Genomic DNA, 14,067 nt, shown 5'->3' on the forward strand with positions numbered 1-14,067 from the left:
GTTAGATAGGCTTCCGACCACTTGAACAAAGGATGTATGGTTACTGGCATCATAGCGGATAACCAAATTACATTAAAACCTCTCCTTCCTGAGCCACCAATTCTCATTTATTATTAAAAGTTTACTCTATTTATTTTTAATTGGGGGTAAAACATTTTCTCCATTTTTAAACCAACCATTTGCCAGGTCTCCCTCACACTCTGAAATCATGAGGTCCGTCAACTCTTTTGCTTTCTTTGGGTTTTCCTTTATTAAATTATGCTCTTCTCTGTAATCATCAGGTAAAAAATAGAGTTGAAATATTCCTTTAGGAGCATAATACCTGATCTTCCATCCATCATTGGTAACCAAAGCGGGCCCCATAAAAGAAGAGTACACCACATATTCATGTCCATCACTCGTATCTCCCAACAATTGGGGTAAATAGGAACGTCCATCTTTTTTATTACGAATATTTACACCGACCAAGTCTGCCATGGTATTCAAGAAATCATAATTAGTCACTAAAGAATTTGAAACAGTTCCTTCATTAATCTTTCCAGGCCAACGTGCAATCAGCGGCACGCGTACTCCACCTTCCCAGTTACTTCTTTTTATCCCGGCCATACCATCATTTCCATCAAACACATCACCTGCCAATTCGCTATAATATTTAGTATCAATATTATCAAAAAACTCATTGGTTGCCATATTGCGCACAGGCTTTAATATTCGGCCTTCTTGTGAATAATATATCTCATGACCATTATCCGAGGTAAAGATCACCAAGGTATTTTTATCAATGTGTAGTTCTTTCAACTCATTTAAGATGATCCCTACATGATCATCTAACATTTTTACCATTGAGGCATATTCTTTCTCAATCTGTGTGAGTCGCTCATCATTTGCGTATTCATCGGCTACTTCCGGTATGGCCACAGGTCCGTGAGGCAACTGAGTGGGATGATATAAAAAGAAAGGTTTGTCTTTATTTTCTCTTATAAAGGATAAGATTTTCTCGAGAAACAAATTCTGAGAATACTGGACTTTACCTTCCATATCCCACCGTTCTTTAAAAGCCTCCTCAGTTTCTCTTTCAATTGTTTTACCACAATCAGCTCTGGTATTTCCATCGATGTGAGTTAAATGACCATTCTCAAATAAAAACGGAGGATAAAATCCATGACACCTCACATGATCATAATAACCATAATGGTAATCCCAACCATGCCTTTTTATTTCTTTACTGGTGGTTGAAAATCCCCATTCCAGTTTTCCTATTTCACCCGTTACATAACCGGCTTCTTTCAATACTTCTCCTAAGAACATCTCGCTTTCAGGAATATCTCCCCGCTGGGCATCAAGCCCTGCTTCAATTTCTTCCTGTTCCATTTCACCTGTAGAGATTTTCTTATAAATCCCTCCTGCTGAAATAGTCCATCGATCTCCATGTGCATCATGATATCCTGTAATCAGACTTGCTCTGGCAGGAGCGCATAACATACTACCATAAGCATTCTCAAACCTTATGCCCTCTTCAGCAAGTCTATCAATATTTGGTGTACGAATAATTTCCTGTCCCTCAGATGAAAGTAAACCTCTTCCAAAGTCATCTGCATAAATTAAGATAATGTTAGGCTTTTCTATATTCAAACCTTCCTTATTTTTTGCACTTGTACAACTTACCATTACTAATACTAAGACCATTAATAATAGTCTTGACAAACCTTTAAAAACAACATTTTTCATTTACTTCGAAAGATTGAATAGTTTAAACTGATGGATGTATAAAGTTGCGATATTAAAATAATGAGCACCCCCAAAGAGTCCATATATAATTATTTCTGGAGGTGCTCATCTATATTGAGGTGAAATAGTTAAGGAGAACCTCAATAACCGTCGTTTTGGGACAGGTTAGGGTTCAAGGTGATTTCTGAAAACGGTATTGGCCATAAATAATCTCTAACAGGATCAAAAACACGGACTACTCCAGGATAATCATATTCTGTAATGTTGGACTCTCCTGGCGCTATATATCTAAAGCCAGGAATTGTCCCTGTCATGACATCTTCAGCTATCCTCCATCTCCTGATATCGAAAAGGCGCAAACCTTCCAATCCAAATTCCACCATTCTCTCATTCCTAATAATCTGGCGCAACCCCTCTACTGATTGACCTCTGGCTAATGGAGGAAACCCTACTCTACCCCTCACTTCGTCCAAAGCTTCATAAACACTTTCATCTATTTGATTGGCTTCTAGCATTGCTTCAGCATATATTAGCAAAACATCTGCATATCGAATTAATATAAAATTAGTTCCACAGTTGGTGCGGTCTGTGTAATCTTCCTCTTGAAGGTACTTCCTAACCCCAAATCCTGTTTTGGTTCTTTGGTAATCCACATTGATTTCATCAGTGGTCCCAGATCCTGGTCTCGGGTCAAAATCTTCGGATCCATCATCTAACATGTCCCCTGGAATATCGTCAGAGAAAGCTGGCAGGTAAACAGTAGCAGCTAATCTTGGATCTCTATTTCTATATGGATCAAATTCATTATACGTATTATCCATAGTTATGGGGAGACCATTTACTGTTGGGTAGGCATCCACCAAATTTCTAGTCACTGCCATATTACCTTGAGCATTAATTCCCAGTGGACCATTCTGCTGATAAAATGGATAACTGAATATATCCTTGGAATACTGATGGTCAAAAATCACCTCGCTATTACCTTGGCCTTCATAACTGAACAATTCTGCATAGTCTGGATATAAAGAATAAACGTTAAGATCCATCACTTGCCTAGCTGCTGTGGCTGCTTCAGTATATCTTTCTGCACAAAGCATGGCCCTGGCCTTTAAGGCTAAAGCTGCCCCCTTGGTTACGCGTCCTTTGTCATTAGGGTCCGAGTAGCCCGAAGGCAGTATATTCGCGACTTCTGTTAACTCAGATGATATAAAATCCCATATTTGATCCACCGGGGTTCTGGTAAGTTCAACGGCTTGGTTCACATCCAAGGTATTAATCACCAAAGGAACATCACCAAAAAACATGGCCAATCTTAAATACTGAAAACTCCTTATAAACCTAGCTTCCGCCCTAAATCGGGCGTTTAATTCTTCAGAATAAGTAGGATCATTCTCCAGGATATTGTCGCTGTTTTCCAGAAAGAAATTGACCGCTCGTATACACCTGTAACTCGCATCCCATTGAGTATTGAAATATGCTGTTTCTGAATTATGCTCACTTTTTTCAATTGTGGAGAAATGTGAAAGCCCTAGATTTTCAAACGCTATGTCTGTTACCTTGTCAAGGTATATTTCAGTATAATCCGGTAAATATCCATATATACCATTAAGCGAATACTCAGCATCTTTCTGGGAAAGCCAGAATGTACTTCTATTCAGGTTATTCACAGGTTCCGTATTCAGTATATCCTCACACCCCATCAGCAGGGAGAATGACATCATTATTACTGTTTTATAAAGTATGTTTTTCATTGTTTCTTCTGTTTAGTTCTACCTTTAAAAATTCATGTTCAATCCAAAAACATAAGTTTTCAAAGGAGGATGATACAATGCTCTTCCGGCAGGTGCTTCTGCATCCACTCCCCAATCATTGAGTTTTGAAAAAGTAAGTAAATTCGTTCCTCCTACATAAACCCTCATTTTTCCAATGCCGATTTTATCGATTATCTCCAATGGAATATTATAGCCCAATTGAAGGTTTTTCACCCTTAAATAAGCCCCATTGATGACCCACCAATCACTGGATCCTATGTTGCGGGAATTCTGCTTTTCGGGTCTAGGGAACCGAGCATCTGGATTATCCTCAGTCCAATAATCTGTACCTTGCTCCAGAGCAAACCCAAACCAACTAACATTCTCAATAAAAGCCCCTTCCATTTTAAAATCCTGATCTAATACTCCTTGCAACTGCAGGTTGAAGTCAAAATTCTTCCAGTTCAAATTGATATTGGTACCATAAGTATATCTTGGAATAGTAGAGCCTATCATCTTATAGTCTGATGCATTAATTAGCCCATCTGCTTGATCCGGTATTCCATCTCCATTTGTATCTACTGTGAGCTGATCAATATATTTGATATCACCTGGTTGGGAAAGAGAAGAAATAGTGGGGTAGCCAGACTCAAAATCCTGTTGGGTCAACAAACCATCTGTTTCATATCCAAACAAATAATTCATCTCATAGCCTTCATCAATTCTAGTATTCCCAATGGTATATGGACCAGTTCCTTCCAAATCCAATACTTTATTTTTGACATCAGCCATATTGAAATTAATGGAGTATTTTAAGGCATTGTCGTAGTTTTTATAACCTACTTGGAATTCCCAACCTTTATTTTCCACCGATCCGGCATTAGTTGCCTGAGGGGACAAACCTACCGTACCTGGAATAGGTAAATTCAACAAAATATCCTCTGTAGTCTTCTTATACCAATCGAAACTCAGTTCCAGCCTATTGTCTAACAAAGAAATATCCACTCCGACATTTGCTTGTCTAACCGTTTCCCAAGTCAAATCATCACTTGCCAGATCAGTTTGGGTCACACCTGTCGCTATCTGATCATTAAACACATAAGCATTGGAAAGAACCAAATTTTCATAATAAGTATAAAGCCCTATGTTTTGATTTCCTGCCTCACCAAATGAACCTCTAAGTTTAAAGAAATTAACGGTCCCTTCTAAGTTATCCCAAAACGGTTCATCGGAAATGATCCATCCGGCTGAAATCGATGGGAAAAATGCGAATCTGTTTTCCTTGGAAAACCGGGAAGATCCATCATACCTCCCATTTAGTTCTACCAAATACTTGCTCTTATATGAATATCCAACCCTACCAAAAAAGGACATCAATCCCCATTCTGTAATATTACTTGAAATAGTCCTGTTTTCAGGATCGCTTTGATCCAAACCACGGATTTCATTGTTGTAAAAATTCCTTCCACTAGCATATAATGAATTATAATCATTGGCTATTTGAGAGTACCCTAAAAGCGCATTGATCTTGTTATCTCCTATTTCAAGGTTATAATCCAAGGTATTGTTCCAAGTTATCTGAGTCGTATTCTGGTTGTTTTCAGAAAGGCTATTGACCAAATTATTCCTTAACACATTCTCTGTAAAATAATCCCTTATTTCATAAGTTGGAGTATTGGTGGAAGTTTCCTGCTGGGTATATTCTATTCCAAATTGAGAAGTGAAATTCAAGTTTGGAAGGATCCTGTAATTGGCCATTAGGTTGCCTACCAAATAATTGATTTTTTCATTCAGCATACCCGAGACATCAGGGTCTCCCCAAAACAGAGGGCTGTGTCTTTGGGCACTTAGTCCGTATCTCCCGTCAGGATAATAAGGGACAGCAAATTGACTTCCATGAGTCATCTGTGCATAAATATTATCCGTATTTGATCGATCCCGTTTACTATGCATCACCCTTAGATCTGCTTTGACCCCAAAGGATTCAGAGAAAGTAATGTCATTATTGATTCTAAACTGATATCTTTTGAATTCCCTATTTTTAAAAACAGACTTTTGGTCTTGAAAATTAAAGCTTGCCAATGTCTTGACCATTTCATTGCCTCCCGAAACAGACAAAGAGTGGTTTTGAAGTGGAGCATTATCATTTAAGGCGACATCAAACCATATATTTGGTAGGGGAAAGTTTAAAGGATCAGTACCTGCTACTGTGGTGGAAATATCCTCATCCGACCAAGCTGGAGCTGTTCCCTGGTTGACACGGGCAAGATTATCCAATCTCATGTAGGACTCCGTATCCATGTGCTCAGGTTTATTGGTTAGGTTCTGAAGCTCCATCGTCCCACTATAAGAAACTTGGATTTTGCCTTTCTCTCCCCTTTTTGTAGTTATCAAAATAACACCATTTGCAGCCCGTGAACCATAAATAGCTGTAGAAGCAGCGTCTTTTAGTACAGAAACACTTTGTATATCATAAGGGTTGATCTCGTTTAATCTTTGTTCAATGCCATCTACAATCACTAAAGGATCATTATTACCAGTTGAAGTATAACCTCTAATTCTTATACTGGCATTTTGTGTACCCGGCTCACCTCCTAGATCCATAACGGTCAATCCTGGTATCATTCCTTGAAGATTAGTGGACATATTTCGGGCAGGCCTCTCTATCAACTCATCTCCCTTTATGGAACCTACAGCACTGATGAGATCCTCTTTCTTACTGGTGCCATAACCTACTACGACCACCTCTTGCAGGCTTTCCATGTCCTGTTCCAAAGTAATGCTAATGATGGATTGATTTTGGATTTCATGCTCTTGTACCTGAAAGCCCACAAAACTAAAGACTAAGACATCGCCTACCGCAGCATCAATAGTATATTTGCCATCTAAATCAGTTACCGTACCAATTTCTTTGTTTTTGACCTTAACAGTAACACCTGGAAGGGGCAACCCATCCTCCCCTGAAAGCACAGTTCCTGTGATCTCTTTTAGCAAATCATCCAAAATTTCTTCTATACGTTCCTCTCCTGAATTTCTACCAGTTACATGGATATTATCATTAATCCTAACAAACTTGAGTTGTGTTTGACTGGAAATTTCTCCAAGAATCTTCGATAGACTTGTTTCAGCTAAATTAAGGTCTACCTTAATCTTTTTAACCTTAAGGTAATCTTCATTATAAGTAAAGCGCAGCTTACTTTTCTCTTCTAGTTCTTTAAAAACCGTTTCCAACGCAGTCTGTTCTACTTTGATAGAAACTTTAATGTGATCAATGCTTCGTTGTGCATTGCTTGTATTGGCCAGCAGTACAGTGTTAAAAAACAGCTGTATAATAAAGCCATATACGAAATATTTGGATAGCATAATGATTTGCCTGAGTATTGATTTTTCCATACTTTTAATCAGTTTTAAGTAAACACATTGCTTGAAATTAGCCTTTGTAAGGATCGCCAAATCGGACAAAGGCTGGAAGGCAGTGCATGATTTGTGCGCTGCCTTCTCATTTCAGCTACTATTGTAAAAACTTTGCTTCATGTTTTTTTTATTTTGGGTTATTGATAATTACTTTCTTTCCTTCTATGATGTAGTCGAACTTGGAAGTGATGCTTATTCCTTCCAAAACCTTCTCCAATGGCTCATTATAATAAACACCTGTGTAGGACCATTTATGGTCAAATTGCCCTCCCCCTTGAATTTTCACCCCGTACCAACTTTCTATTTTCTCTTTGATTTCTTCGAAATTATTATGCTTAAAAACAAGATATTTGTCCTTCCAACCTATCACTTCTAATGGATCGAATTCTTTTTTCACAATCTTCCCCCCTTCTTCCATAATTAGCATTTCTTTTGGCTTCATCAGGATTTTATTTCCGGTTGGATCTTCCACTTTTACTTTCCCGGTGACTAGGGCAATAGTAAAATTTTCGCTTTGCTTTATATTAAAAGTAGTTCCTAAAACTGTAATGTTATTTCCTCCGGCGCTGATAACAAAAGGCTTGGCTTTGTCTTCTGCTACCTCAAAAAAAGCTTCTCCTGTCAATTTCACAGAACGAACGGAATCATTGAAGTGCTCTGGGAATTGCAAAGAACTTTCAGAATTTAGATGAACTACAGTTCCATCGGATAATGTAAGTACTGATTTAATTCCGGATGGATTTTCCCGGATCACTAACTCTTCATTTATCCTATTTTCCTCATTGGGCTGTTTGATTACACTATATCCCAAATAAAAACAGCTAACGACTAATGTTACTGCTGCTATATTTTTTAACCATGACCAGTTTATCGTTTTCGTTTCTGTGGGGTCAGAAATGTCTTTTGCTACCACAGCTTCATAGATATCTGTGTAAAGTTGATCAGAAATAATTTCCTCCTCTCCATAATTTACCGAGCGGATAAAATCTCTGGCCATAAGTATTTGTTGTTTTTTTTCTGGGTGATTTTCACACCATTTTTTCCAAAAGTGATCCGTTTGTTCGTCAGGGGATAAAATCCATCGAATAAAGAATTCATCTTTTAAAAAGTCTTCTGTATCGTAATCTGTGTATTTCATAATTATTAGGGTCGAGATCATTAAGGTACTTTTAGCTTCTTTTCTTAATTCTTAAATTTTAAAAAGAGACCTTAAACTGCTTAAAGCACGGTAAACTAACTTTCTTGCTGATTTTACATCCTTAAAATCCATTATGTTAGCAATTTCTTTATAAGAAAGTTCTTCACGGTAAAGTAGAAGTAATGCTTTACGCTGTCTTGAAGGTAGTTTTGCCATAGCCTCTTCAAGCTCCTTTTTTCTCAGATTGGCATGTTCTTCATTAATCATTCTCGTTTCATGACTAATTACTATAGGAAAAAAGCTATCGCTATTGTCTAAAGATTCATATTCATATGCATGGCTTTTCTTGATGCTGCGCATAAGATCCCGATACATAATTTTAAATAAATAGCCTTTTATATTACTAACTTCAGGGAGCTTCTCCCTCTTTATGCGCAAATCCATGAAAATAGTCTGGATGCAATCTTTTACGAGACTTTTATCTTTACACAATTGGTATCCATAATTGAATAAAGCGGGGATATATTTTCTGTAAATATAGTTGAATGCGGCTTCTTCCCCCTGTTTAAAGGATTTCCATATCTCCGCATCAGATTGACTACAATACACCACCATTATCTGGCGGTGATGGAGTTCCATCAAGGAGAGACCTTCGTGGTGTTTTAGGTTATTGTATATTTTGGGTTTTTTCATATAATCATTATGACATAACAATTATCCTGTCATATATAAGTGCACAAATAAGTCTAAAAGCACCCAGACATTTTTGTTATTTTAAAAATTAATACAAAACCTTATACCTATTTACATTAGTTTCATAAAATAGTTATTGGAAAATAATCATTTTAATCCCCCCTATCTATTTGCAATTTGTAATTATGAATATTTATTCTTTTTAGTCAATCTCAATTAAAGATAAATAGAACCATAAATTTCCAATTATCCGGCCCGAAAAACAGTTGATCAACCAATGAGCTATTAGCATTGAATTCTTGCCAAATGCCATAAGAAGCTGATGTGGTATGCACTACCTGATTCGCATTTATTTGAAAAAATTGATGTTATTGCATGAAGAAATTCCAGAAGGTGCCTTTCCGTAGTTTTGTAGTTTTTCAGGGTACCTTCAGCTAGAATGCCTATGTTATTTTTATTGTGAAAATCAACAAGTTCCATCAGTGTATGCTCCTCTTCCTCAATTCCCAAAAACCTGTTTTTTATTGCTTCAGGGGTAAAATTCTTTTTTCAATAAACAGCTCTTGATAGCATTCCAGAATTCTCGAACGCATGTAATCCTGATAGCGATTTGCGAACCTGGACTCTGGATTAATGCCTTTAACCCTTCCTTTTCCAAAATCCCATTCTGGTCGGGAAATTACTTTGTTTGCAGAAATCTCAATTCTCTTTCCATTAACCGTAACCCTTGCCACAAGAGGGGAAAGCCCTCTTTTATTAACTTTGGAAGACTTAATAACAAACTGAATACCAAGTGTTTTAACGTTTTTCATACAATTTTAAGTTAACTTGGAACCTTTAAAAAAGGGTCTCAAAACCCATTTTTTCTAGGTCATTTCGGCCTAAAAACACCCCAAAATCAATATCAGGAACAACCTATAAATCAACAACTTAAAACCTAAAACAGGACCCAAAATAGAAAATTAAATTGGGTCACCGAATAGGTCCCATTTTCTTTGAAATTGTATGTGGTTTTTTATAACACAAAAAAACCACATACAATTTGAAGGGTTTTGGTGGGAATTGCACCCCATTTTGTCGGAGTGGAGGGATTCGAACCCATACTTACAAATAACTATAAATCAATTAGTTAACCTTATTAAAAATTATTCTGTCTTTTAATTGCTCTCAATTTTATTTTAAGCCCCATATTTTTCCATTATACGAAAAGTAAATAGACATTATCGAACTCTCAAATAGATTCGTATTTTGATGATAAAATAAAAAAAGGGCCTTAAAGCCCTCCTTCATCTGCGAAGGAATAGTATCCCTCTAAGATTATAGACTTCCTTTTTCATTCCTGGTATTTCCTCCACTTTAATAGGCAAGCCGTGCTATTTAGATGAGCAGAAGCCTTTTTCTCTGATAATATCTTGGTACTCGTTCTGTATAGACTCAATGTTTATTGCTTCTCCATACAATTTCAGACCATCAACGATGACTCTTCCACAATCTTCCCATACAATCGAGTCAGGATAAGGTATTAATTTCACGGGAGCTTCCTTTAGTTCTCGCCCCCCTTTTTGGTGACGAACCTTGTGGATATGTCATCTTTTTGCCCTAACACCTGCAAGTGAATTCCTATAAAAAGGTGCATTAAAAATGTAATTAAGAGAGGTTTGAAAATGATTGGGTTATTATAGTTTCTCATTTCTTTTTGATGGTACTTGTATTGACGAAGTACCCATTGGCATTCCTGACTTATTGGACAAATTCGCCCTAGTAAAGGGTTCGTAAGCATACCTTATTTCTTTCACCTGAAAGTCCTTAGGTATAGGTAACCTTACTTGATCACCAATTATATTTCCATGGACTGAAACCGATTGCCCCTTCCCATTGACCAATTCAAACCCCACTATTTCTTCCCCATTAAGAGTGCATAAACCATCTCCATGCTCAAAACTCACTATAATCGCATCTGGTCTGCATTCCACTGAACTCATTTTGGGGGAATCTGCCAATATTTCCGTACCATAGGTTTTGGATAGTGCTTTCATGGCCAAACGTTCACCTACTTTCTTCTTTTTTGTAGGATGCACATTGAGGGAATCTCCCAAATCCACAGTCACCACCATTTCTGAAAACGAAAGCTCTTGGGCTATTTCCTCTTGCATTTTCCTGAAGCTGGGCCAAGAGGGTCGTGCCATCCCCGGAAGCTGGACGTATAAAATTGGAAGGGAAGGATTATGCCACTTGTGCCTGAAATCCCTGACCATCTGAAAAAATATTTTTTTGTACAAATCAGGATTATGGGTGTTACTTTCCCCTTGGTACCACAGCATCCCCTTGATACTAAAAGGAATGATATTGCTTAATGCCGCGTCATATATATATGAAGGTTGATAAGGATGTCGTTGTCGTTCGGAAAATTTATTGCTCATATTTAACGTTGCCCTTTCCCTTACCCATGGCATAATATAATCCGAATTTACCCAGTTCTTCAACAGATTAACCAACAGTGGATCTTCCCAAAGTGCCTCCTTATTCACAAAGGCTTCGATTGGGGCTCCTCCCAAACTCAATTGCACAAGGCCTATAGGCACGTTAAGCCGGCCTTGGAGAGATACTCCAAAATGATAGGCGACCGCAGAAAAGCCTCTTCTTTCAACATTCCAGTTCCCCTTAAAATAGCCGAGCCCATTGACCTTTCCAAGGGTTAGACTATCCCATGGGCTGTTATCAGTTGCCATTATTGGATGGAATTTAAAAAGTCTAATGTTTTTATTTTTAAGCTGTCTTTCTTCCTCTCTCCATGACTGGGAAGCTTGGAGGGGGAAATCCATATTAGATTGCCCCATACACAACCATACATCCCCTACCAATACATCTTTCAAGGTAATGCACTGTTTGGAATGGTTGATTTCCATTACAAATGGTCCTCCCATTTTGACTCCCGTAAGGTATAGCATCCATTTACCATGTCGATCCACTGTGGCATGTCTTCTTTTGCCTTGAAAATCTACCGTCACCACCTGATCTGGATTCCCCTTTCCAAAAACAGGAATGCTATCTCCTCGCTGAAGGACCATACCATCACTAAATAATTCCGGCATATGCAATCCTCCAAAATCTTTCATGAGGTAGGAATAAACGGTTTTCGCCATTAACGCCGCACCTTCTTTTACGGGATGGATATTGTCAGGAAATAAGTCTGGACGTTTTACTAGAGGGGTAAATAGGTCTACCAATTGTGCCTCATTTTCACGGGCCACTTTTACCATTTTGTTATTGATTGCCTGATGCCAAAGGTAAGTCCCTGACTTGAAGCGCGGATGGCCACTAAAAATGGGGCTTAGCAGTGTTACATAGATTTCAATATTTGGATTTATCTTCCTGAATTGTGCTATTAGCCAAGCATAATCAGCTTCGAAAGCAAGCCCATAATCAGGCCAATTCCTCGGGTCTGTATCGTTTAATCCCAAATTGATGACCGCTATATCCGGTTTATACTTCAATGCACTGTCAAATTCTTCGGTCAAATAATAAGGGCGGTGCCCATTACGCAGCAGCGTGGCGCCACTGTGACCATAATTTTTAACTTCATATCCCTCTCCCAATAGCGCTTGGAGCTTGGCGGGGTAAGAAAAAACACTCCTTGTCGGAATCCCCAGACCATAAGTAACTGAATTGCCTATACAAGCCACCTTAATTTTAGTTTGACCATTTACATTGATCAAAACCAAAAACAATAGCATCGAAAGGATTGTTGCCCTTGCTGATCGATTCTCCAAGGTATTCATTCTTTCCACTTGTTCTTATTGATAAATATCCATAGGGTTTACCTTATCCAATTCAGTCAGAAACTCCATAGTTCTATCGGTCAAAACATCCAAAAAACGTTCAACTTTGCTGGAAGAGGCTTTTGCGGATTGCCTACTCCAGTGTCACCGCTTATTCTGTCCCATAAGGTAAATGATAGTTGCGCGGTTCTGTGGTCCCCAGGTTAGTAGGGCAGTTGTAAACTTTTATTCCTTGATCGATTTCCAATTGGATTAATTCAATATGTATTTTTTAATTGTTTATTTGCTTTGATCAATAATCTTCTCAGAACCTCTCGGCAAGCTCCTTTGAAATAACTAAATGCCCTACTTATCTATCGCGTTTCCAAGGTCTTCCAAATCTGGTAAAGTGCTCTCGGCACGTGAAAACAGCCTTTCCATTTCCCTCCTTTGAGGTCGAGTAGTACATCTCCCCTTCTGTTCAAATACCCAAACCACTCCCCTTCTTTCTCATCATAAAAATTTCCCCAAGCATATTGATGTACCGTCTCAAACCATTCCCAACAACGTCTATCTCCGGTCATCCGATATCCTTTTGCCAATGCCACCAGTGTTTCCAAATGTACCCACCACAGCTTTTGGTCCCATTCCAGTTGCTGAGGGGGATGACCTTTATGATCCAAGAAATAAAATATCCCTCCGTACTCTTTGTCCCAGCCATTTTCCAGCTGCCTTAACATTACCGTTACAGCTTTGTTGGCAAGGGATTGGTCTCCCCGTCTTTTTGCAATGTCCATCATAAACCACATAGCTTCTATAGCGTGCCCCGGATTGAGCAAACGGCCTTCAAAACTGTCGGAATATCCATTGTTCATTGTCCTGTTTTCGAACATCAACAAAGTGTCCTGATCGAGAAAATTCACCATGACCTCTTGCACACATGTGTCCAGAAGTCCTTCTACCAAATCATTGTCCAGCAAGGGCTCCATTTCCAAGCAGAGATTGCTAAGGATCATGGGCAAAGCAAAGTTCTTCAAGGACCGGGTTCCGGGATAGGCTTTGTTGTATCTTCCTTTAGGGTTTTCCTGACGATCCAAAATCCGTTGGAAAATACTCACGGCTTGCCTACCTAAGTTCTCATTTCCTGAAATCTGTCCATATTTGGCAAAAGCCATTGCCACGAAACAATCTGAGAAGATATTATAAGGCTGTACCAAAGGACTTCCCTTTTGTGTCAGGGAAAAGTAATAGTCACCGTTACCGTCACACCCATGTTTTGTTAGAAAGTCGATACCAAGTCTAGACATGGCTAACCATTCCTCTCTTTTATCAACTTCTTGATAAAGTAAGCTAAACATCCAGGCTTGTCTTCCTTGGAGCCATACGAACTTATCGGTATCAAATACCTTCCCATTTCTGTCCAAACAGGTAAAATAGCCCCCGTTTTCCCAATCGGGGGAGTTTCGTTCCCAAAAAGGGATGACATTTTCCAAAAGTGCAGTCTTATACTGCTGGCCATAATCACAAATCTTATTTTTGTCCATGGTATACAATTGTATATTTCCTTTATTAGGCAATCTATTGG

8 protein-coding genes are annotated in these 14,067 nt (G+C 38.4%); all 8 read right to left on the bottom strand.

Annotation, left to right across the window (positions count from 1 at the left end):
* Positions 1-126: 126 nt before the first annotated feature.
* A complete protein-coding gene (locus IFO69_RS01175; RefSeq protein ID WP_225443948.1) occupies positions 127-1,686 on the bottom strand; it encodes an arylsulfatase in 1,560 nt (519 codons plus the stop codon).
* A 182-nt stretch (positions 1,687-1,868) separates the two neighbouring features.
* Positions 1,869-3,479 carry a RagB/SusD family nutrient uptake outer membrane protein gene (locus tag IFO69_RS01180; protein ID WP_192007132.1) on the bottom strand — a complete coding sequence of 537 codons (1,611 nt, stop codon included), beginning with the start codon at positions 3,477-3,479 and terminating at the stop codon, positions 1,869-1,871.
* 24 nt (positions 3,480-3,503) lie between these two features.
* The gene (locus IFO69_RS01185) at positions 3,504-6,872 is read right to left on the bottom strand and encodes a SusC/RagA family TonB-linked outer membrane protein (RefSeq protein WP_192007134.1); all 3,369 of its coding nucleotides are present in this window, start codon (positions 6,870-6,872) and stop codon (positions 3,504-3,506) included.
* Between the two features lie 148 nt (positions 6,873-7,020).
* Positions 7,021-8,031, bottom strand: a complete 1,011-nt coding sequence (locus IFO69_RS01190) for a FecR family protein (protein ID WP_192007136.1) — start codon at positions 8,029-8,031, stop codon at positions 7,021-7,023.
* A gap of 51 nt (positions 8,032-8,082) precedes the next feature.
* A complete protein-coding gene (locus IFO69_RS01195) occupies positions 8,083-8,724 on the bottom strand; it encodes an RNA polymerase sigma factor (protein WP_192007139.1) in 642 nt (213 codons plus the stop codon).
* A gap of 521 nt (positions 8,725-9,245) precedes the next feature.
* Positions 9,246-9,536 (bottom strand): Arm DNA-binding domain-containing protein, encoded by a 291-nt coding sequence (locus IFO69_RS01200; protein ID WP_192007141.1) that lies wholly within the window; start codon positions 9,534-9,536, stop codon positions 9,246-9,248.
* Between the two features lie 864 nt (positions 9,537-10,400).
* On the bottom strand, positions 10,401-12,503 hold the full coding sequence (locus tag IFO69_RS01205) for a GDSL-type esterase/lipase family protein (RefSeq protein WP_192007144.1): 2,103 nt from the start codon (positions 12,501-12,503) through the stop codon (positions 10,401-10,403).
* Between the two features lie 353 nt (positions 12,504-12,856).
* Complete coding sequence (locus IFO69_RS01210) at positions 12,857-14,026, bottom strand: AGE family epimerase/isomerase (RefSeq protein ID WP_192007147.1); 1,170 nt, start codon at positions 14,024-14,026, stop codon at positions 12,857-12,859.
* Between the last annotated feature and the right edge of the window lie 41 nt (positions 14,027-14,067).

The sequence above is a fragment of the Echinicola arenosa genome (genome assembly GCF_014841125.1).
GTDB lineage: Bacteria > Bacteroidota > Bacteroidia > Cytophagales > Cyclobacteriaceae > Echinicola > Echinicola arenosa.

Bases quoted from the DNA above. Each gene is read 5' to 3' on its own strand.
- IFO69_RS01175 (WP_225443948.1), bottom strand. From the start codon at position 1,686: ATGGTCTTAGTATTAGTAATGGTAAGTTGTACAAGTGCAAAAAATAAG.
- IFO69_RS01180 (WP_192007132.1), bottom strand. From the start codon at position 3,479: ATGAAAAACATACTTTATAAAACAGTAATAATGATGTCATTCTCCCTG.
- IFO69_RS01185 (WP_192007134.1), bottom strand. From the start codon at position 6,872: ATGGAAAAATCAATACTCAGGCAAATCATTATGCTATCCAAATATTTC.
- IFO69_RS01190 (WP_192007136.1), bottom strand. From the start codon at position 8,031: ATGAAATACACAGATTACGATACAGAAGACTTTTTAAAAGATGAATTC.
- IFO69_RS01195 (WP_192007139.1), bottom strand. From the start codon at position 8,724: ATGAAAAAACCCAAAATATACAATAACCTAAAACACCACGAAGGTCTC.
- IFO69_RS01200 (WP_192007141.1), bottom strand. From the start codon at position 9,536: ATGAAAAACGTTAAAACACTTGGTATTCAGTTTGTTATTAAGTCTTCC.
- IFO69_RS01205 (WP_192007144.1), bottom strand. From the start codon at position 12,503: ATGAATACCTTGGAGAATCGATCAGCAAGGGCAACAATCCTTTCGATG.
- IFO69_RS01210 (WP_192007147.1), bottom strand. From the start codon at position 14,026: ATGGACAAAAATAAGATTTGTGATTATGGCCAGCAGTATAAGACTGCA.